General features: G+C 41.9%; 19 protein-coding genes, 1 tRNA gene and 1 riboswitch. Of the genes, 8 read left to right on the forward strand and 12 right to left on the reverse strand.

What is annotated here, in order from left to right:
- Positions 1 to 83: 83 nt before the first annotated feature.
- Positions 84 to 953, reverse strand: a complete 870-nt coding sequence (locus tag AC1DO4_RS14330; protein ID WP_477416908.1) for an alpha/beta fold hydrolase — start codon at positions 951 to 953, stop codon at positions 84 to 86.
- Positions 954 to 1,147: 194 nt separating this feature from the next.
- Between AC1DO4_RS14330 and AC1DO4_RS14335 the strand changes: the two genes are divergently transcribed.
- Complete coding sequence (locus AC1DO4_RS14335; RefSeq protein WP_477416910.1) at positions 1,148 to 2,002, forward strand: LysR family transcriptional regulator; 855 nt, start codon at positions 1,148 to 1,150, stop codon at positions 2,000 to 2,002.
- Between the two features lie 262 nt (positions 2,003 to 2,264).
- Here the strand turns inward: AC1DO4_RS14335 and AC1DO4_RS14340 are convergent, their stop codons facing one another.
- Positions 2,265 to 2,864, reverse strand: a complete 600-nt coding sequence (locus AC1DO4_RS14340) for a hypothetical protein (RefSeq protein WP_477416913.1) — start codon at positions 2,862 to 2,864, stop codon at positions 2,265 to 2,267.
- Between the two features lie 684 nt (positions 2,865 to 3,548).
- Here AC1DO4_RS14340 and AC1DO4_RS14345 point away from each other — a divergent pair.
- Both AC1DO4_RS14345 and AC1DO4_RS14350 read left to right on the forward strand, forming a co-directional pair.
- Positions 3,549 to 5,165 carry a glycoside hydrolase family 43 protein gene (locus tag AC1DO4_RS14345; protein WP_477416915.1) on the forward strand — a complete coding sequence of 539 codons (1,617 nt, stop codon included), beginning with the start codon at positions 3,549 to 3,551 and terminating at the stop codon, positions 5,163 to 5,165.
- Positions 5,166 to 5,311: 146 nt separating this feature from the next.
- The gene (locus AC1DO4_RS14350) at positions 5,312 to 5,872 is read left to right on the forward strand and encodes a hypothetical protein (protein WP_477416917.1); all 561 of its coding nucleotides are present in this window, start codon (positions 5,312 to 5,314) and stop codon (positions 5,870 to 5,872) included.
- Positions 5,873 to 6,134: 262 nt separating this feature from the next.
- Here the strand turns inward: AC1DO4_RS14350 and AC1DO4_RS14355 are convergent, their stop codons facing one another.
- The 9 genes from AC1DO4_RS14355 to AC1DO4_RS14395 form a co-directional block, all read right to left on the reverse strand.
- Entirely contained in the window at positions 6,135 to 6,941 is an 807-nt protein-coding gene (locus AC1DO4_RS14355) for a hypothetical protein (RefSeq protein WP_477416919.1), read from the reverse strand.
- Between the two features lie 288 nt (positions 6,942 to 7,229).
- Positions 7,230 to 7,937, reverse strand: a complete 708-nt coding sequence (locus AC1DO4_RS14360; RefSeq protein ID WP_477416921.1) for a hypothetical protein — start codon at positions 7,935 to 7,937, stop codon at positions 7,230 to 7,232.
- A 1-nt stretch (position 7,938) separates the two neighbouring features.
- Complete coding sequence (locus tag AC1DO4_RS14365) at positions 7,939 to 8,268, reverse strand: hypothetical protein (RefSeq protein WP_477416923.1); 330 nt, start codon at positions 8,266 to 8,268, stop codon at positions 7,939 to 7,941.
- Between the two features lie 17 nt (positions 8,269 to 8,285).
- Complete coding sequence (locus AC1DO4_RS14370) at positions 8,286 to 9,803, reverse strand: hypothetical protein (protein WP_477416925.1); 1,518 nt, start codon at positions 9,801 to 9,803, stop codon at positions 8,286 to 8,288.
- Positions 9,804 to 10,874: 1,071 nt separating this feature from the next.
- Positions 10,875 to 11,774 carry a hypothetical protein gene (locus AC1DO4_RS14375; protein WP_477416927.1) on the reverse strand — a complete coding sequence of 300 codons (900 nt, stop codon included), beginning with the start codon at positions 11,772 to 11,774 and terminating at the stop codon, positions 10,875 to 10,877.
- Positions 11,775 to 11,917: 143 nt separating this feature from the next.
- Complete coding sequence (locus AC1DO4_RS14380) at positions 11,918 to 12,598, reverse strand: hypothetical protein (RefSeq protein ID WP_477416929.1); 681 nt, start codon at positions 12,596 to 12,598, stop codon at positions 11,918 to 11,920.
- Positions 12,599 to 12,630: 32 nt separating this feature from the next.
- Positions 12,631 to 13,710, reverse strand: a complete 1,080-nt coding sequence (locus AC1DO4_RS14385) for a DUF4297 domain-containing protein (RefSeq protein WP_477416931.1) — start codon at positions 13,708 to 13,710, stop codon at positions 12,631 to 12,633.
- Between the two features lie 139 nt (positions 13,711 to 13,849).
- On the reverse strand, positions 13,850 to 14,044 hold the full coding sequence (locus tag AC1DO4_RS14390) for a hypothetical protein (RefSeq protein ID WP_477416933.1): 195 nt from the start codon (positions 14,042 to 14,044) through the stop codon (positions 13,850 to 13,852).
- Between the two features lie 4 nt (positions 14,045 to 14,048).
- Entirely contained in the window at positions 14,049 to 15,359 is a 1,311-nt protein-coding gene (locus AC1DO4_RS14395) for a lipase maturation factor family protein (RefSeq protein ID WP_477416935.1), read from the reverse strand.
- Between the two features lie 69 nt (positions 15,360 to 15,428).
- Here AC1DO4_RS14395 and AC1DO4_RS14400 point away from each other — a divergent pair, with 69 nt between their 5' ends.
- Together AC1DO4_RS14400 and AC1DO4_RS14405 are read left to right on the forward strand one after the other, a co-directional pair.
- Entirely contained in the window at positions 15,429 to 15,638 is a 210-nt protein-coding gene (locus AC1DO4_RS14400; protein WP_477416937.1) for a hypothetical protein, read from the forward strand.
- Positions 15,639 to 15,935: 297 nt separating this feature from the next.
- A riboswitch (SAM riboswitch) is annotated at positions 15,936 to 16,047 on the forward strand.
- A 117-nt stretch (positions 16,048 to 16,164) separates the two neighbouring features.
- Complete coding sequence (locus AC1DO4_RS14405) at positions 16,165 to 16,734, forward strand: TlpA family protein disulfide reductase (RefSeq protein ID WP_477416939.1); 570 nt, start codon at positions 16,165 to 16,167, stop codon at positions 16,732 to 16,734.
- Between the two features lie 131 nt (positions 16,735 to 16,865).
- Here the strand turns inward: AC1DO4_RS14405 and AC1DO4_RS14410 are convergent, their stop codons facing one another.
- On the reverse strand, positions 16,866 to 17,078 hold the full coding sequence (locus AC1DO4_RS14410) for a hypothetical protein (RefSeq protein ID WP_477416941.1): 213 nt from the start codon (positions 17,076 to 17,078) through the stop codon (positions 16,866 to 16,868).
- A 26-nt stretch (positions 17,079 to 17,104) separates the two neighbouring features.
- Between AC1DO4_RS14410 and AC1DO4_RS14415 the strand changes: the two genes are divergently transcribed.
- The 3 genes from AC1DO4_RS14415 (at position 17,105) to AC1DO4_RS14425 (ending at position 21,857) form a co-directional block, all read left to right on the forward strand.
- Complete coding sequence (locus tag AC1DO4_RS14415; protein WP_477416943.1) at positions 17,105 to 20,284, forward strand: SusC/RagA family TonB-linked outer membrane protein; 3,180 nt, start codon at positions 17,105 to 17,107, stop codon at positions 20,282 to 20,284.
- Between the two features lie 5 nt (positions 20,285 to 20,289).
- On the forward strand, positions 20,290 to 21,729 hold the full coding sequence (locus tag AC1DO4_RS14420; RefSeq protein WP_477416945.1) for a SusD/RagB family nutrient-binding outer membrane lipoprotein: 1,440 nt from the start codon (positions 20,290 to 20,292) through the stop codon (positions 21,727 to 21,729).
- Between the two features lie 55 nt (positions 21,730 to 21,784).
- Positions 21,785 to 21,857: transfer RNA gene (locus tag AC1DO4_RS14425), tRNA-Cys, on the forward strand.
- The last annotated feature ends 85 nt before the right edge of the window (positions 21,858 to 21,942 follow it).

Below are 21,942 nucleotides of genomic sequence, written 5' to 3' on the forward strand. Positions count from 1 at the left end.
AAAAACTATCATCTAACTTTGCAATTGTTAGCATAAAAAATTAAAAACGCCGGGCACCAAAGTTTCCGGCGTTTTAATTTCGGTCACTTAGGGAGTCCGCCCAGAAAATTTAAGACATCCTGTCCTATTTCTTTGGCGTTTGTTTCCAGGGCAAAATGACCGGTGTTATAAAATTTAACCACAGCGTTAGGGTTATCACGCTTGTAAGCTTCGGCACCGGCCGGTAAAAAGTAAGGGTCTTTATTGCCCCAAACAGCTAATAGCTTTGGTTTGCGCTCCCTGAAATAAGCTTGAAATTTGGGGTAAAGCGCTACATTGGTACGGTAATCAAGCATAAGATCTAACTGTATTTCTACATTACCCGGCCGGTCAAGAAAATGTTGATCCAATGTGTAGGATTCCGGGGCTATTAATGATGGGTCGGAAACACCTTCGTGATATTGAAACCAGGTCACTTTATTAGATACGAACATTCTTAATGAATCACGGTTGGCAGGTGAGGGGTCCTGCCAATACCTTTGTATCGGATTCCAGCCCGTGCTCAAACCTTCTTCATAGGCGTTACCGTTTTGTGAAATAATACCGGTTATTTTTTCAGGATTCGCCAATGCCAGCCTCAAGCCTGTCGGCGCGCCATAATCAAATATATATATGGCAAAGCGCTTAAGGCCAAGTTCGTCAATAAATGATTGCATGGTATTGGCAAGGTTATCAAATGTGTAATTAAACTGTGTATGGTCAGGCGCGTCCGAGTAGCCAAATCCCGGCAGATCAGGCGCCAGCACATGGTATTGTTTACTTAAAAGTGGTATGAGGTTCCGGTACATGTGCGATGATGTGGGGTAGCCATGCAATAATAAAATGGTAGGCGCATTTTGCGGGCCCGCTTCACGATAAAATATATTTAAACCATTAGCTTTAATAGTACGGTAATGAACTTCTTGAGTTTCCATATTTTTTTTTGGTAAGTTTTTTATTGGTTGAGCTAATACCATGCCGCCTGTCAGGGCCAGACCTGCAATCGCCGCAAACATGGTTTTAATTAAGGATTTTGTTTTCATATCTATTTTGCTTATCCAAATGTAATGTTGATATTTGATTGTTAAAAACGATTAATAGTGATATAATAAATCATAATTAGTGATATATGAATACGCACGATCTGAAAATATTTGAAGCCGTAGCTGCCCATGGCAGTTTCACCAAAGCGGCCGAAGCTATGTTTACCGTACAGTCAAACGTAACGGCGCGCATTAAAAACCTCGAAGAAGAATTTGGTGCCGGCCTTTTCACCCGCACATCACGTAAAGTGGCGCTTACCGGCGCCGGTGAAACATTGATGCACTATAGCAAACAAATTGATCACCTGGTACAGGAGGCTAAAAAAGACATTAAAAAATCCAATCAGGTAAGTGGGCATCTTAAAATTGGCTGTATTGAAACTACCATGGCTTTTAAAGTACCTGATATTCTTGCGCGTTTTACTGAAGCCTATCCGGATATCGATCTTGAATTCAAATCTGAGATGCGGTCTGAATTAATCAGTGAAGTGATCAACTACAAGCTTGATGCTGCCTTTGTATCGGCTCCTGTTAATATTCCAGAGTTAGAGCAACTGCATATAAAGGATGAACAACTGGTGATCTTTGCATCAGCAAACGCACCCGAATTGAAAGTGATCCTTGGCAGCCAGCCCGTTAAGATCGTAGTGTTTGATCAGGGCTGTGTATTTCGCGCCAGGCTCGAATCATGGCTTAATTCAAAGGGAATTATACAGTATAAAAGCACCGTACTTAACTCGCTTGAAGGTATCGTAAACTTTGTGGAGGCCGGTCTCGGTATTAGTATTTTACCAGCCGAACTGATCAGTCAATATTATCCGGGTCGTAAACTGAAAACATTTACCCTAAATAAAGAATTAGGCACCATGTCTACAGTGTTGATATTTCGTAAAAACGTACCGCAGAGCAGGGCTTTAAAAGCTTTTGTAGATATGTATTAAATAAATTGTGACTTTGCGTTCAACATGCTAAAGCCCATTAGCACAAGTTAATCCCGCCGTAAGTAATAAATAGAAAAGTTGCTTAGTGATTGGGGTTGCTAAAGGGTATGCCGGAGGTGATTGTGAACAACGACAAACGCATTTAGTATGACAAACTATCCAACCGATTTAAGCAACAGCCAATGGCAATTTATAAAAAAGACCTTACAGTAAAAATCAAGCGGCCCTCCAGTTAGGAAAGTCACTTGGTTAGTCTTAATAATTATTTATTTTTTCCGAATTGTATCGCAATACCTACATAGATAAAGCTGAACGGATCGTTTGAAACGTTCGATGGCAAATTAGTTCTAAAATATGCCGTCGCTCCAACCTTCGGAAGTAGGCTCAAGCCAGTACCCAAAGGTAATTTCACAAAATTGAATTCGAATTTTGAACTCACTAACTTACCCGCATCGCCATAGCTTGCATGGTTCAGATTCACCTCGAGGCTTTCATCAAAGTAGAATTGGTCTTTTGCGGCAACGTTATCATCGTAAGGTAAACCAAAAATCTTGTTGATAAGATATTTTGGATAGAGCGTTACACCCCCACCTACAGAAACAACATTGAGACTTGGATTAGCATTTTTTCCAGCCATTGTATTATAATTTCCAATGGCATTGAGGGATACAAATTTCCCTAAGGAAAACTCCCGCCGTAAGCCCACAGAATAATTCGTTTTGAGAAGATTATGTGTGTAGTCATTTGGCAGACCAAACCTGTTGATAACGCTGAATTCCGAACGCAATTCCTTATAATTAGCCTGCGCCTTACATTCCATTCCACTTACGATTAACACGAGGCAAACCAGATATTTAAACATATTCAAATTTATTAAATTATTAGTTTCTAACTAAGCGCCCATTTCCAAGGGTTCGATTTGCAATTTTCAGCCTGTGGTCGGTGTTTTCAGGCTGAATCCTGCCCTAACGGGATATTGTAGTTGCAAACTACAGGCATAAGCGTTTGAAGTCGGAGACTTCGAACAGCGGGGGTAACTAATTAATACGTCTAAGGTTATGTAAATTTCTTAAAGTTTAAGTCAATATATTACATTTTAATAATTTAGATTATCATCCCCCCTTTTAAAGGTACAATACCTTCAACCTCCCTGTTCCGCTTGTACAGGAAGTACCTTTCTGGTAAACCACTATCCATCTACCTTATAAAGTAACATTTTTACAACTCAGCTGTCCAAAGTCGGTTACATTACCGAGTAATTTAAGGACATGTCACGCTCTTTCAGGAAAAATGTGCAGTAGCATTAAAGTCGGTTTTGTATAAAATAAAGTCTGTTTGGAGTAATTCAGCATGGGAGACTTTATATAGTTTTGTTTTAATCAAATAGCCTGACTGACCAACGTATGAGTTATTTGCCAAAAGCCATTATAAGCCAACCGAAAAAAGGACCACACGCTAACTACAGCGGCAACCGGCATTGAAACCGGAGCCTGTATTAATTGTGCAAGGTTTTTATGGACACCAGCCAGCTCAGTGTTTTCAAATTATGTATAAGCAATTTCTTATTGTAATCATCCTAATTGCTACTGTTAAATCAGTAAGAGGGCAGGATAATGATAATCCAAAATGGAACACCTGGGTCACCTGGGGAGATCAGAATAATGGCACTTATCGGAATCCCGTATTGCCGGCAGACTACAGCGATCTTGATTGTATCCGCGTAGGAGACGATTATTATGCCATATCTTCTACTTTTCAATATTCTCCTGGAATAATAATCCTTCATTCAAAGGATCTGGTAAACTGGAGGATAAAAGGCCATGCAGTGCCGGATATTACACAAATATCTCCTGAAATGAACTGGAATCGGATGAACCGGTATGGTACTGGTATCTGGGCAGGATCAATACGCTATCACAAAGGCAAATTTTGGATTTTTTTCGGAACGCCCGATGAAGGGTATTTTATGACAACTGCTAAAAATATAGAAGGGCCCTGGGACCCATTACATAAAATTATGGGGGAAGCAGGTTGGGATGACTGCTGCCCTTTCTGGGATGATGACGGTCAGGGTTATTTTATTGGTACAAATTTCAAGGATAAGTATAAAATACATCTCTTTAAACTTACCGCCGACGGTAAAGATATCATGAAGGAGACTGATAAGGTTATTTATCAATCGAAGGGAAGTGAGGCCAACAAACTTTATAATATAAATGGAACCTACTACCATTTTTTCAGTGAAGTGAAAGCCGACGGCCGAACCGTAATGATGGAGCGCTCAAAGAATATTTGGGGGCCTTATACCGAAATTAAGCAATTGAGCCATGCTCAAAATGATATAAAATCACCCAACCAGGGCGGCATTGTTCAAGCCCAGAACGGAGATTGGTATTTTCTTACCCATCACGGAGACGGAGACTGGTTTGGCAGGGTTATGAGTTTGATCCCGGTGAACTGGGTGGATGGATGGCCTATTTTAGGAAAAGTGGGAGATGATGGTGTTGGTACCATGGTTTGGGATGGCAAGAAGCCGGTTAGCGGAACAAAAATCAATACTCCCCAAACAAGTGATTCTTTTTCGGAAACCCGGTTGAATGAGCAATGGGAGTGGAACTATCAGCCGAGGAGAGGCAAGTGGTCTTTGCAGGAAAGAAAGGGGTGGCTTAGGCTTTACGCGTTCGGCGCCCTTGAAAAGAATGACAACCTTACAAAGGTGGGTAATATCCTTACGCAGCGGTCTATGTCTACTAAGACTAACGAAGTAATTATTAAACTGGATTTAAGCGGAATGGCAGACGGCCAAAAGGCTGGTTTCACTCATTTCGGACATCCAGCTTATTCGGCTATAGGTGTACGTTGTGGTGGCAAAATAAAAAGATTGGAATACAACTTAAAGGGCCAGATAACAGAAGGTGATCAAATAAACCAAAATGTGCTTTGGCTGCGGTCTGTCTGGGGCCTTGATGGTGTTAGCCAGTATTCTTACAGTACAGATGGTAAGAATTTCAAGGATTTCGGGCCTGCGTACAAGTTAATGTGGGGATCATATAGAGGTGATCGACTGGGAATATATTCTTACAATAACAAACAGGAAAAAGGATATGTAGATGTCGACTTTTTTAACTATACGTTCTCGGGGCCTGAAAAAACAAAGAAATAGTGTTCATCGTGTTTATCCGGTGTTCGAAGGAGACTTCGAACACCGGGGTACCACAGGCTGAACAATCATCCCCAATTTTAAAAATGATTTTATAGATTTATGCAATCGGGATAAGTCTACCCAATTAGAATCAAAGATGCTCCTAAATGGAACCTGTAATCATTAAAAAATCGAATGAAGGGGAAGCAGACACAAGGATGGGGTGTTTGCTTGTAATCATTTTTCCTATCATTTGGGCGATATATGGAATAATTCATCCGCTCGGTACTTTTGATGTATGGTTTTTTTCCTGCTTCATTGCAGCCCTTTTGCTACTGCCATTGGAGAGTTTTTTGGTTTCCAGACTCCCCGTAGCTCCGTCAATAACCTTGGCAAAGGAAGGATTAACGCTTTCCAGGAATCACAAAAGATATGGAGGGCTCGCTATAATAAAGAGATTTTTTCCAATTCAGGAACAGCTGATTCAGTGGGATGATATTGAAAATTTCAAACTGGATACCAGTTACAGCGAGAGGCCAAGTGGAGATCAGGGCGGCACTTATATCTTAAGGACAGATATCCTTTTTATTAATGGAGCTCCCGGCAAGAACAGTAATTATTACCCGATAGGTGGTTTAGATATTTTGCCTGAGGAAATCCTGAGGCTTTGCAAACAGTTTCACGATGCATATCACAATTCAAATTTAGGGCGTATACTACCCCAATGAGTAACAATTGATTTTTCCGCTGTTGTCTGCTACTTCGAACTACTATGCTTGTAGTCTCCAGACTACGGGTAGATACATCTATTTCAGCCAATAGCCATAAAAGTCATATAACAAATTGTTGGTCATCGCAGATAAGGTAATCTTTTTCTGAAAATGCTATTTTTTGGGGATATAAATGAAGTGATTACTGTAGTTGCAAACTACAGGCATAGGCGTTCGGAGACTTCGAACAGCGGGGGTTGTAGGATTTCGAGTTTAGGTTTTATCTTAATATGGTTGTAAGGTCAAATTCCAGTTCTGTTTGACCATCGTCGACCTCAACCTTTAATAAAAAGCCTTTTTTGGTTTTTACCTGAAATTCAGCTTTTCCCGCAATGATGAAAAGTTTTGGATCAGGTACCGGGTATTCCTTCGTCAAATGAAAGATGGCACCTCCTTTCAGCGGCTTTTCCGGATCGGTACTAATAATGTTGATATTTATAAGATAGGTATCAGTAGTCGTCAAATCTTTTGCTGCCGTCGCCGTCATTTTACGTGAATTTTTTTCTGTTATACCTGTCGACGGTCGCGCATCAACAGTCTTTGCGGCTATCGGCAGCATGGGCGCCGTCGCAAGAGTGCCCGCCAGCGTTTGCTGCGCATCGTTATGAAGTTGCTGCATTGTATTTACCCGATCCTGAAAAGAAGCCGAGAATAAGTTAAGGAAATTGAAGTCTTTCAACCCCGGCAAAAGCGCTAATAACAACAATAGAAATAAACCGGTAAAAATTAATTTGAGTGCGGTATCGTTTTGCGCTTTTAACAGATCATCGCTGAAAGGATTTACATGTTGTGTTTTTGAGTTTGAGTAGGTAACCTGTTTCTGCTTTACAGTGGATTCTACTTGCAGAGCCTGCTCGTTTTTATTTTTTGTGATTGATGTTGCGACAGTCGAATCCTGTGGCGTAAATGTGGTTCCCTTTTCTATTTTGCCGGTCCATTGCAAATTCGAGGTGCCGAGACCTATAAAATACATTGCCACGAGAGCGACAAGGATTTTTAATCCATTTGTAACTAATTGTGAATTCATCGGATAGGGATTTAAATTTATAAATTGTAAGCTGATAGTATTCAGGGCCCCGATATCAAAGACATTTAAACCTGTAACTGTGGCTTATCTTTTGTTAAGAGGGTAATCTAGCTCATGAAAAAGAAACACAGCTTTTTAAAAGCCCCGACGAGCTTACCCGCCAGGTAAGATCATTTGCGGATGCCTGAAAAAGCATTTTGAACATATACTTGACATGCATCCCCAACTGAGGAACAAAATAGGAACATGACTGGTAAGCGCCCTTCGTTTATTACATTAAATAAATGTTTATCTTATTACAATGGTAATGCTTTTACTAACAGATTGGCCTTGTTGATCATTTGTTTTTGCTGTTATAGTATAGGTGCCGGTGCTACTAAACGGATTCCCTAACACTGCAGTGGCTACACCATGCACACTGTAAGCAAATGCCGGAATAAATAATGGATTGCCCGACCCGCTTGAAACGCTAAACTCCACCTTAGCCGGATCGGTAACGCTGCCGCTTTGAGGTGCACGATACAACGTAGCCGTCATTGTAGCTGTTTCAGATGCCGATACCTGGTACTTGTCTGCAGTGAGTATGAGGTCATCAGGCATTGCGGCAATAAATTTCACAGAGGTGTTTACAGAGTAATTACCCGACGTTGCTGAAATTATCGCAGTCCCTATTGCGGCCGATTTAAGTGTAAACTGCGCTTTTCCATAAGCGTCGGCTATAACCGACGATGTTGCCAGTCCATTAACAAACACCCCTAAGGTGGTGGTTAACGAGATCGTTTTCTTTGCCGTTGCAGCGTCGGCAGGTACGGTAACATATATGGTTACCGGCGTAGCCAAATCTGCTGGAATATCGGTGGCGCCCTTGCTATCTATTTGCAAAATATTTGCAATATCGGTACCCGTTGCGGTCCCGGGCGTGTATACATCGTCATCCTTTTTGCACGAAAGCAAACAAAGGTTTACCGCAAATACGATAATGATTATTTTTTTCATCTTAATATAAAAAAACCAAACTTCTGGTTATGGCAGCTCCTGTAGCAGTTCTGAAAGTGGTGGTTACAGTAGCCTGCAACACGCCTCCGCCCGAACTGCTCACCGCCAACTGTAAACTTAGCAGGAGTGCCCCACTTGCCAACATCGGGAAGGCGGCTGATGAAGGCATAACCGAAACTACCCTTACATTGGCGTTACCAGATACCGCGCTTATGGCTACGTTATTGTCGCTTGCTAAGGTTACCAACCCTGAATAGGTTACTGTTACATTATTTGTCCCTGTGCTAAGGGTAGTTGGCGCCGCAACTAAACTACTAACTGAAATTGCCATGGTTTATGTTTATGTGGTTATTGAAATGGTGTACCAAACGCCGAAAATAATTGTTTAACATCCGCGTCTATCGAAAGCCCGATGAAGGGACTGGTTGAAAAATGATACCTGCCTAAATCAATTACCGGGTTATTATCATAACGGTAGTGGCAAAATGTACCTACAGTTAGTTTTAAAAATGGCAAAACCCGGTACCCGAACCCAACAACCAGCGCATTTGTGCCGATAAGTCCTTTCCTTTGGCCTTCTTTTTCTATCGAGGCAAGCGAAACACCGAGTAAAAAAGATGTGCTTGACCAAATGCGATCCCATTTCTTATAATGCTCCAGCGGGATACTTTTATCAATGGGTCTGAAGTAGATGTTTATCCCCGAATACATAATAACTCTGTCAACGCGGGCTACGTAAGGGATTCCGATATCAAGGGTAATATATGATGCTGCGCTGTTTACAAAATTTGGATCGTATGTGGTATTAACGGCAGATGCTTCGTACGAGTCGGTTAAAATCACCCTGTCTATCAGGCCCTTTATTAAATCATTTCGTTTTGTAATTGTGGGGTCAAATGCGTTGGCCATAACATCTAAGCTATTCTTCACGGCTGTGTTAGCGTCGCCTGCTGGTTCTTCCGCCTTCAACGAGACTATAATTTCTTTAAACGCCTGATATTGCGGAGACGAAACCTGTAGCGACCCCCAATTTAACTCATTGAAAGCTTTACGAAGCGAGGCCTTTTTGGTGTCGCTTTGTTGGGTAAACGTTTCAAAATCCTTAATCGGTTCTTCCACATTAAATATACCCTGCCTAAAGTCTCTTAAAATTTGAATCACCGGGATAGCATCCGGTTCTTTAAAGCTATAATTAGGATTGATTTTTTGAAGGGACTTTTTTAAAACACCTATTATTTCAGCCTTATAGTCAACCAGTACCGAAGGCGCGTCCGTTGCAGATACCTTGCCCATTTTTGCAACAATGGCACCAATGTCAGGATCACCTGCTAATGCATTACGTAACGCAGGCTTTTGGTCTTCAGTAATTGGCCTGGTCGCAAATGTTGTAATCTTGACTAAAATATCAGTATTGTATTTTAAATAAGATGCGATAACAAGATCGGTGGCATCTCCCCGATTCCATGTTTTTAAAATTATGTCTGCCGGGCCATCGTCTGTTCTCGCTTTCTTGCTTTTGTAGTCGGCAATAGCAACGGGATCTGTTTGAAGTCTTATTTCAATCTTGTCCACCGCCGCCGGTATATTTGTTAAACGAAGCGTAAACAATTTATCAAACGGAAAATGCTTATCGAGCGATGGAGTTCCGTTATTGAAATTTAACGTAATAAGGGCGCCGTTATTGACAGCAGCAGGCGTTGTAACAGGAGCGGCAACCGTAGGCGTTGTAGTGGGGGCACCTGCAGCAGGCGTGACAGTCGCGGGCGTTGTAACGGGAGCGGTAGTCACCGGCACGGGTGTCTGTGAAAAAACGGTGTTACAAATGGAAACTAAAAAAACAATAAGATATAGGTAATATCTTTTCATAAACGTGATATGTTTTGGTTTGGCCATGCAAGTCATTGAATTGCATGGCATTCCAAGATACAACTATTATGAATAATATGCAATTGATTTTTAAAAAAAAATATTTCACGGAAATTTTCTCAAATTTGCAACGAACTCCGCCCGGTTAAGTCGATACGTGTGACGGCAAACCGATGTAAACTTGCACGAGTGCTTTTGTTAAGTTCAGGCATGGACGCCTGAACAAGCAGTGCTTATCTTTTCTTATTTCTTTTTTTTCAACTGTCTTTGTTTGGACATCACAGAAACTTTATTTATCAGTGTGAAAGAGAACACCGGGATTACATGACTAAACTGGTCAGCGCGAGATTTGATCCGCTGTGATATTAATGGGCAGAGTTTCGCTGATGTTTTTCATAAGCTGGAATCGGCTTCGCGGTAAATTGTTTATTTAAATTAAACCCTCGCGGGTGTCTTAATTTGAGCAAAACTGACGTCAACTCGGCATCAGTTTTTCCTGCCAACATCCATCAAGTGTACCTCCTATCATCACTTGATAAGCATTTTCTATCACTGTTTTATAAAAATACTTACAGGAAATGCCCCATTGATCTGAAAAAATATTCAATAAGTATTTCGTTGACTAAATATAGGCAGATTAGTTGGGTGATTTATTCATCTACACCTACTGTGCCCTTGTTGGTGTTCCTCATCCTTTCCCGCACTTTGTTGGAGTTGTCTCCAACGAACTCGTTACCCGTTATAATGTCGCAGAAGCCGAGCCGATCTTCGCATATGCTATAAACTTTACTACTATCGACATCAGTTAATAGTCGTCGGGCTTTACTGTTTAACAAAAATGCCTCCGGTAACAAAGTTGTTGGAGACAACTCCAACAACGGCTCGGGGGGGAATACTCCGAATTCTCGGTCAGCTTGAAAATACCGACCACAGGCTGAAACGATCTAAAATTGGTTTATATCCTGGTTTTTTGTAGTTGACTACATCGTTAAACCCAAAATCCAGTTCTGTAATTTTCTTCATAATTAGGTTTAAGCACTACATTAAGTTTATAATTATAAGTAACTCAATTTACTCATAATCGCCGAGTCCGTCCAGTTTATAAATGTCAAATTCCTTCTTTATTTCTTCGTATTTGTCTGGATCTAAAAGCTTGTTCTGATTTAAATGAATAATATTTGCATCCTCTTTTAAAATATCTAACTTTTCGTTTTGTAATGCACATAAAATTATTTGAGAGTCCGAGGAAACTTTCTTTTTAATTAGTTGCAATATTTTGTCATAGTTTGTTCCTGACTGTTCTTGCTGATTTGGGGTATCAATTAAAATTGGTGTTATAATGTCATTTCCTGACTGTTCAATCATCGTATGGATAGTAAGATAATAAGCAAGAATACCGCGACTACCTTCTGCTGCACCACCCTCTCTAATGATTTTATTATAGTCCATTGGGGACGTAACAGCCGATGTGTTGATATCCTCCGCATCAAGCAATTCAATATAAGAAGTAAAAGTTGATAAGAAAAGATCATTGATACGGTTTTTTTGTTCTTCTGTCAAGAGATTTTTTTGATCAGAGGTTATTTGTTTTATTTCATTTTCGAGAGATTTGGATGCAACCAATTTTTCAGATTTAGAATTTTTAACGCTTTCTTTAATAGAATTTCCAGCCACATTCTCGATGATTTCATTTAAGCTAATTTTTTGGTCCGTCTCGTTTATCAAGTATTTGTCGTGTATTACGTCAATATCTGATCTTGTTTTATCAAGCTTTATTTTTACTGCTTCAAGTTTGGCTTCGGTGTCACTTAAAGCCCGGGATATTTCACCTAATTGTGATTCAGCTTGTTGTTTATCTGTAAGTATTGAGGCACGGTTCACAACTGAATTTTCATGTTGCGTACCGCATAACGGGCATTCGATAGCATCGCTGGCGAAATGTTCGACGGCAAATTGATAGTCTTTTTCCAAATCTTCAATAATTCTTTCAGATATTGTTTTTTGGTGAAACAAAAATGAACGATCGCCTTCTAACTTGGTTACCTCATCGAGCGTTTTTTCTTGGAAATCTGAAAGCTTTTTAAGATCTTCTCGTATTTCAGCTGTGATTTTTGCTATTTGTTTTGATCAATGGTGGCACTTGGTTCAGAGATATATTGAGAAACAATTTCCAGCGTCACATCTAGTTTTTCAATTGCTATATCTAACGCTTCTTTTTCTTGCTTCTTAAGGCTTTTTGATAGCTCTAAATCAAAGTGTTCTTTTGGTAATAGGCCTATGTGATATTTAATTATTGTTGATTTCCAGCCCTGATACTGCGCTAAGCTGCCAAATCCCTCCCAGGCCGCGGCCCAACTTTTCTTTTGATCAATATAAAATGGAACAAAAAAATAAGCTGGAGGAGGTGTTTCTAATATTACAGTATCTCTTTTAGGCATTAACGCATGGAATCCTAAGATTTGACCAATTTTGGTACTGTAATCCCCCGTTATTTTAGGGTAAAAGCTGATGTTGTTATCCAAATTAATGCAAATCATGCTTTTATATCGCATAATTTCATATTGGCTATCACCTATCGAAAACCTGATAATCGTTTTGCAATCAAGGTTACCCCACTTCGTATCAAAATCGGGATCGCAACCAAATGACCAGTAAAGAAGCTTTCCAAGCGTACTTTTGCCGTAATTATTGTCGTCCGCCGTTATGATCGTCAAATCTTTTTGGAAGTCGAACATATTTGCCGACCCGGTTGAATTTGATATCAGTAGCAGTTGTTTGAATTTTAAGCTTTGCATTATTGCCTATTCTTAGATTGCGGATAAGTAGTTTAAAATTGTCCTTGGCCATGATTTCCTATAATCAGTTCACAAATTATTGCGGCTTTTGCATCTTGGTCAGAAATAAAATTTGCCTTTATTTTACTATCTAATGCAACATAAACCTCGTTTATAAATTTTTCTACATCGGAAAGGTCCGAAACTAAATTTGTTGATATCTGAAGATTAATTTCCTTGGAAACGTCGAGTTGAGTTACAGTCTTAGTGCCTATTCGCATTTGTCTATAACGATCAAAACTTCTTTTGAAACTCATACTTTGCAATGTATTCAAATTTAAATCTTGCATATATGCGTAAAAACTGGCTTCAATTTTTGCCTGGTCTTTTAGATTTGTAAATTCATTTATAACTTTCGCAACAGTTGAGCATGTAAGGGCTTTATTTTTGAATACTTCATCCCATTTAGTAAAATCATAAGAAACCTCGCCTTTCCTGTTAACTTCGTCAATTAGTGTTCGATAAATATCAACAGAATTATAGTTTGAGCCCGGAAATAAGAGACTTATGAGTTTAGAGATTTCTGCGATTACGTCATTTTGAAAGTTGGTATTCGATAAATCAGGAATGATGAACTGAAGGTTTGTCGGTAATGGAGTAACACTAAGTTCTTTTTTGATCGCAAGCGTTAAATGTGATAAATCAGTATCATCAATATCTGGAACGGTAATTTTCTTTAGAGTGACTCCTGGTTTTTTTAAAGTGATTCCGAATCCAGATACAGCAACAAAATTCAGTTCTGATACCTTGTCAGCATATACTTTATTGGCTGCACTACTTATCAATTTCCCTAGAGGGGAACTACCATTTTTTTGCCTAATTAGAACATTTTTCGTGAACTTCGCATTATTGGTTTTAACTTGATTGAATTCAAATTTTGCTTTCGTGGCATCTAATGAATCACACATAACCACGTCTTCTTGAAGTTCAACAAATACCGCATACTCATTTTTTTTCGTGTGTTCTTGAATTGCTCTGTAAAGCGCCCAATGATATTGGTAGGCGTATTTAGCCTTTGTTTCGGAGCCTGCTTTTTCACGTTGAGGGCTGAATAGAGGGTTTTGTGTGTCCATGCCGGATCTAAGGTTTCTGGTTTTGCAAAGTAAGGATTAAATCTTAAATGCAAAATATTTCTTGCCCTCACAACTTAATATTTCTTCGCTGTTCGAAGTCTCCGAACCACTATGCCTGTAGTCTCCGACTACAGAATAACTAAAACAAACAATCGACATCAACTAATCCATCAATACCGGCATAATTAGATGCGCTTGAATAGATGTAATCGTCGGTGCGGTATACTAATCCTGCCCTAACGGGATTTTGATGAATATAGTCGATCTTTTGTTGCGTTACTGCAGGTGAAAACAGTTCGATAAAATGATTGTCCACGCTTGTTCTTCTATCCATCAATTCACGGCATCCATCCCATACCTTTCACATATTCCACCAGGCGTGGATCATTTGTTGAGGTTGGCGAAATCCAAATGCTGATCTGTTCGCGATTCCACCAAAGGCCCTGGGGATTGCCTGGCTTTGCGAATGTATAACGATATAGCACTGCCCGGATATACCGCGGCGGCCCGGTGGGGAGGGGATTGCCGGCAAACAAACTTATAGCACCGGGATCGTTATGAAGGAGCTTCCACACCAGGTTATAGGTCCATGGATATTGATCGGGAGAAGACATGGCGGCGAACCACATTTGCCAGTCTAAACGTAACTGGTAGGGCGCTATTTGCGGCGACGGCTTGTTAAGCAGCACCGGCAGGCCTTTGTAGATGTAGGGTTTCCAGCTGGCTTTGTCGGGTACCTGGTCCATCGTTCCCTCAAATACTACGTTCAAGCGTTCCCGCCCCACAGAGCCGAATGCGCCATAGGTATTTACCAGATCCAGCGGGTCGAAGGAGGAGTTCATAACCTGCCCCGGGGACAGCAGGTTCATTGCAGGCTGGATGCTCAGGATTGCAATTAAGCCGGCAACTACCCAGGAGGTGATGAGCATAGGTTTGGATTCTTCGGCGCCCCCGGCCGCAGCTTCCGCCTTACGAACCAGTGTGCGGGGAAGAACCCTGGCCCAGAAGCTGTCGTCCAAACAGGCCAAAGCCGGAATAATGGTAAGCCAGTTTAAAAAAGAAAGATTGCCGCTGAGTATAATGCTAACCTGGAATAACACGATCACCGCCCCCGCAACATGACGCACAACCTTTGGCCCGAATACGAACCATGGTGCTATCAGCTCGCCAAGCCAATTGAACCAGATGCCGGTCTTGAGCATTATCCGCGGCAGAAAATGAAACCACCGGCTCAGCGGCCCGGGAATAGGCTGTGTTTCGAAATGGTAGTAAAGGGCAGTGCCGTTACGCCATATTTCATCCCCGCGGTATTTGATCAACCCCGAACCCAGCATAATGCGGAAGGTGAGCCAGCGAAATAAAATGATAATGGGCAGGGGAGGCGCATACCGCGGAAACGGGCGCAGGCTGAGGAGCGGGCAGAGGAAGATAGCCAGAAAGCCGGTTTCGTTAAGCTGGATCTCCCAGCCGTATCCATACCAATCCTGCCCCAGGTGAACAAACGACATGTACAGAAACCAGAGTACCGCAAGCAGCGGCGCATTGGCGTAGCCCGCCACTACTACGCATGACAGCACAAACCCGATCCAGGCGGCAGTTAAAAGCGCGGCATCAGAATGCCAGAGCCAGAAGATCGACGGCAGCCGCACAAACCCCGCCCCCGCCGAGCCCAGGGCGGCGCTCACCTGCTTCAGGTAAATTTCCAGGGGAAGGAGCCCATGAGAACCGATCAAAGGTACTACCTGGTTGATGGCCACCAGGAAGGCAACAGCATACACCACCCCCAGCAGCCGGAGGATGACAAAGCGCGTAAGCCAGTAGCTGGGAGGGGCGCCCGGCATCCGAAAAACGCCGCCGGATCCGCTGTCTATTTTGTTTCCCGTTTCCAATTCTATTTACTTAGTTGCTTTTTGCACATTCCTCAATAATAGTACAACATTCCTCAATAATAGTACATTAATAGTAGTATATAGTTTGTTAAAATTTATCCTAAAATCTAATAATTATCGCGGAGTCCGAATGGTGGTTGAAAGGAGCTTAAAAGGAGCGTGGCAGGTTCATAACGCGGCCTCCGGAGGGATTTAATAAGGTATTGAAGGGACGCAAAATACCGAGATACTACAGGCTGGTGCCAGTGTTGCAAATAAATGACAATTAAATTATACAATGTCTATGTATTTAGTAGAATATATTCTACATTTGCAGGCGAAATAAGTTCTTTAATTTAATTATCAAGAAAGACTGAGGGAAAGGCCCGATGATGTCTTAGCAACCTGTAAGCCCATTGTTATAAAGGTGCTAATTCCTGTCCGCCGTAAAAAGCGGAAAAGATAATATCCGCAAATTATTGCGCAGCTTATGGCTGATCGTTGTGCCTTTCTCTCCAAAATTTCCTGTTTAATTAAATTTCTGAAAATTTCTGCCTGCATAAAATAGGCATTAAAATTTACAACTATGAATATTAAACATTTACTAATTACCTGCTCGTTTTTAATAAGCGCACTGTTTGCCGGCGCACAAACGGCAAAACCAGCCGATAGTGCATCTGTTGACCGTGGCTATATTGTAAAAGTTGGCGACCAGGCCCCTGCCGATTTTGAGCTTGTATTGGCCGATGGCAGCAAAACGTCCTTAAAAGAGTTGCGTGGCAAAGTGGTTATCCTGCAGTTTACCGCCAGCTGGTGCAGTGTATGCCGCCAGGAAATGCCTCGTCTTGAAAAGGAAGTATGGCAAGCCTACAAAGGCAATGGTCTGATCCTGATAGGGGTAGACCGCGATGAACCCCTTGAAAAGGTGCAGCACTTTCAACAGGAAATGAAGATCAGCTATCCATTGGCGCTTGATCCGGGGGCTAATATTTTCGGTCGTTTTGCCAATAAAAAAAGCGGGGTAACCCGTAATGTAGTTATCGATAAAGATGGGAAGATTGTTTACCTCACCCGTTTGTATGATACACAGGAATTTGCATCGATGCTAAAAGCAGTAGATGCGCTGGTTAACAATAAAACTGCATCTGTAAACTAAATAAAGGCTTAAAGCTAAATAATGATTTTAACTCCGTATTTAAACTGACCCTGTTACCATCTATATATCAAATTGTTATGAAAACAACAAGAACACCTTTCCAAAACGTACTCCCTGCCAGCAAATTGGTATCATTTTCCTCCGCCTCTGTTTACCTGTATATGCAGTGTATGCGTTGTTGCTGTTAACTTAATGGCAACGGTTATTAGCCCCATGCCTGCTGCAGCTGGCTGCCTTTGCTTATAACCAACACAATCAATAATGAATTTACCGGCACTATAAAGTATCCAGCGGGGATTGTTTTGCCCAAAAAAAGCTGTTGACTGGCTTTGCTGTGCCGGCAACAAAAACTAATTAATCATTAACCATCATGTTAAAAAATTACAGATTTTTACTGGCAATCCTATTGCCCTTTTTTCTCATCCAAACGGTTGCGGCGCAATCTGTTAAAATAAGCGGGGTGGTAACCGCAAAATCCGATGGCCTGCCATTGCCTGGCGTTAATATCTCTGTTAAGGGTAGCACAACCGGTGCTCAAACCAATGCTGATGGCAAGTTCAACATCTCAGCGAATGTTAACGATGTATTGAAGATTACCTATATAGGTTTTGCAACACAGGAGATAACGGTAAGGCAAAATGAAACCAATTTACAGATCATATTACAGGATGCTCCTAATTCACTTAACGAGGTAGTAATCACGGCGCTTAATATTTCTAAAGACAAGAAATCACTGGGCTATTCTGTTCAGGGATTAAAATCAAAGGACATCTCTGAGGCCAAGGAGACCAACCTGGTAAACGCGCTGGCAGGTAAAATTGCAGGTGTACAGGTTACCAACAGCCAGGGTGATATGGGATCATCCCGCATTATAATTCGTGGCGAAACCTCTATAGCCGGTAACAATCAGCCATTATTTGTGGTAGATGGTACTATTGTAGATAACTCCCAGTTCCTGGGTACAAATGGTTCAAGGGATTTTGCCAATGCCATAGCCGATCTTAACTCCGAAGATATTGAATCTGTAAGCGTACTCAAGGGTCCAAACGCGGCGGCGCTTTATGGATACCGGGCTGCTGCCGGTGTTATCCTTATTAAAACCAAAACTGGTAAAAGTTCAAAAGGATTAGGTATCACTATTAATTCAAATACAAGTTTCTCCAATCTGCAGGTTTTGCCCGATTACCAAAATCAGTATGGTCAGGGTTCAAACGGTAAGTTCAGCTATGTGGATGGTAAAGGCGGTGGCGTAAATGATGGTGTCGACGAAAGCTGGGGTCCGGCTCTTGACGGTTCACTTATACCACAGTTTTATTCAAATGGGCAGGCTGTGCCATTTGTGGCGCATCCCAATAATGTAAAGGATTTTTTTAAAACAGGTGTAACCCTTAATAATGGAGTAGCGCTATCCGGGAGTAGCGATAAGGCTGATTACCGTCTATCCTACAACAACCTGCATCAAACGGGTGTTATTCCAAATACGTCACAGGGCAGAAATTCGTTTTTACTGAACTCTACCTTCAGGCTTAGCCCTAAATTAACAATAACTACCATTGCCAATTACATCAAAGATGATGCAGATAACCTGCCTGGGGCAGGTGGCAGAAGAGCTACCAGTACTATGCTGCAATTCACCTGGTTTGGCCGCCAGGTTGATATTAATCAATTGAAAAACTATAAGGATGCCAATGGCAATACTTTTAACTGGAACAACAGCTATTATAGTAATCCATACTGGCTGGCTTATGAAAACACCGTTGGCCAGCACAAAAACCGCATTATAGGTAGTGTTGAGTTAAACTATAAGATCATCGAAGGTTTATCGGCCAATTTCCGTACCGGGACCGATTATTATAACGACCGTCGTAAAATAAAAGTAGCCTATGGTACCAATGGTACACCATTTGGTTCGTACGAGGAAGATGCCTATAGCGTAAACGAAACCAATACCGAAGCCCGCCTGCAATACACCAAAAAGCTCAGTAATGATTTCTCATTAGATGTATTGGGCGGTGGTAATATCAGCACCATAGTAAATGAGCAAAACGACCAGGTGGCACCCAAGTTGGCAGTCGCTGGTTTATATACGCTCAAAAATTCGCGCGATCCGCTGGTGTCATCAAATGACTACGGCAAGCTGAAAACGTATAGCTATTTTGCATCGGCACAATTGGGTTATAAAAATTACGCGTTTATTAACCTTACAGGCCGTAACGACTGGTCATCAACTTTGCCGGCGGCTAACTTGTCTTATTTCTACCCATCTGTAAATGGTAGCTTAATATTATCAGAGGCGCTGGATATTAAGAGCAACGTGCTTACCTATGCTAAATTAAGAGGTGGATGGTCAAAAGTGGGTAAGGCAACCACACCATACCAACTGATCAACGTTTATGATTTTACGGCTCCTTTTAACACAAATCCGCAACAAAACGCAAACAGTGTAGATCTGAACCCAAATCTGAAACCCGAAACCACAACATCTGCTGAGGCTGGCTTTGAATTAGGTTTTTTTCAGGACAGGGTACATTTGGATGTGAGCGTGTACAACACCAATAGTGTAAACCAGATCATAAAGGTTGATGTAAGTCCATCTACCGGTTACAGTCAAAAGCTGATCAATGGCGGTAAGATCAACAATAAAGGTTTAGAAGTTCAGCTGGGTTTAACCCCCATAAAATCAAAAGATTTCACCTGGGATATTACTACCAATTATTCCCTTAACCGGAGTAAGGTAGTTTCGCTTGATGCTGAAGGCCGTTTACAAAGTTACATCCTGGGTACCGATCGTACGGTGCAGGTACTGGCTGCTGTTGGTCAGCCGTATGGTACATTGTTTGGCAATGCATACACCCGTAACTCATCCGGGCAGATAGTTATTGGGGCTAATGGTACACCGGTTATTAACCCCACCAAACAATACCTGGGGAAATTTACACCAAATTGGCTGGGCAGTATCAATAACAGTTTTACCTATAAAGGCATTAACCTTGGTGTTTTGGTTGACGCTCGCTTTGGTGGTTCTATTTATTCAAATACCAACCGTACCGGTACTTACACTGGTGTGCTTGCATCAACATTGCCGGGACGTGGTGCCACAAATGGAGGTTTAAGTTATTACTATCCGGGTAATAATACTTCTGCAACGGCTGTGCAGGCAGGTAGCGCTCCTAATGGCGAAACTGTTTATCATGATGGGATGATATTTAAAGGCGTAAAGGTTGATGGAACTCCTAATACTACAATATTACCTGCCCAATCATACTACAAAGGGTTTACCAATGTTGATGAAGCATTTGTTTACGATGCATCCTATATTAAACTGCGCGAAGTAAAGTTGGGTTACACTTTTCCGTCCAAATGGGTTAAGGGTGTTGGGCTGCAATCAGCAACCTTTTCTATTGTAGGGCGTAACCTGTGGATCATCCATAAAAATGCACCTAATATCGATCCCGAAACAGCCTTCAACTCCGGCAATGGCCAGGGACTGGAAGATCTTACCCTGCCAACCGTGCGCAACATCGGTTTTAATATCAACCTTAAATTCTAATGATCATGAAACTTAAATATACAGCTATATTATTGTCAGGTGCACTTTTGCTATCCGTTGCATCCTGCAAAAAAGATTTGGTTGTGATCAACCAAAACCCTAATGCTGCGCAAACCGCGCAGCCCGATTACCTGTTTACTGCAGCTACCAAAGTTACTGCCGATACTTATTGGGGTACAGCCAATAACATGGATGCCAGCTTACTATTTGTGCAATATTGGGCCAAAATTCAGTATACCGATCCCGATAGGTATATATACAGTAACAGCGCTTTCCAGGAACTGTGGACGGTTGGTTATTCAAAAAGCATTGTTAACCTTAACCAGATCATTAAGCTGGGCGACGCACAGGGAAATACCAACTACAAAGGTGTGGCGCTGGTACTGCGTTCATGGGTATTTACTTTGTTAACGGATGCCTATGGTAATATCCCCTACAAACAGGCAGCCAGCATCGATCAATACCTTACCCCGGCCTATGACACGCAGAAGGATGTTTATTTTGCATTACTGGACGACTTGAAGGCCGCCCAAACAGCGCTTGATCCATCAGGTAAGGCCATTGCCGGTGATGTTATTTATGGTAACAATATTGCCCTCTGGAAAAAATTTGCCAACTCGCTGCGCCTGCGCATCGCCTTACGCATTGCCGATCGGGAGCCCGCAAAAGCCAAAGAGGTTTTGGCAGATATACAGGCCGAAGGGGGCGCCTACATTAGCGCCAATACCGAAACCGCGCAGTTTACTTATGTAGATTCGCCAAACCAGAACCCAATCAGCAATTTGTTTGATACCCGGGATGACTATCGCATCAGTAAAACTATTGTAGATAAATTGGTTGCGCTGAATGATCCCCGACTGAAGGTTTATGCCAGCCCAACCAAAGATGTCACGCCGCAAACCTACGTTGGTATACCTAATGGTTTACTGGTTGGCGATGCCAGTAACCTGGGCTTTGCCAAAACATCAAAACCGGGAACTTACTTTTTGGCGCCGCATGCCCCGGCGGTGATCATCAGCTATGCCGAAACCTTGTTTGACCAGGCCGAAGCTGTTGCACGTGGCTTTATTACCGGCGATGCAGCCGGTTTATACAAACAGGCGGTAACCGCCTCGCTAAAGCAATACAGCATTGCCGATGCGGATATTACTACTTACACAGCCCTGCCCGCCGTGCAATACGATGCCACCAACTACAAAAAATCAATAGGCGAACAAAAATGGATAGCACTTTTTGGCCAGGGTCTGGAAGCCTTTGCCGAGTGGCGCAGGCTTGATTATCCGCAATTACAGCCCGCTGTAGCCGGTACTTTGAGTGGCAAATTGCCATTAAGGTTTATTTATCCCGGTACCGAGCAATCATTAAACGGTACTAACTATAAAGCTGCGGTAGCCAGCCAGGGCGCCGATGTGCTTACCACTAAATTATGGTTTGATGTAAATTAAAAACAGGTAAGCGGCCATATTTAGGTAGATACCTTTTATGGTCGCTTTTTAAAAAGGCGGAGTGGCCGAGTGGCTTAGGCGGGGGTCTGCAAAACCCTTTACGGTGGTTCGAATCCATCCTCACGCCTCATTATTAAAATGCTAAAATATCATTCATCTGAAAAAGCAGCCCTTTAAGGTTGCGCCGCATGATTACGATTGAAAATTAATTGA

It is taken from the genome of Mucilaginibacter sp. P5_A6, from assembly GCF_056400585.1.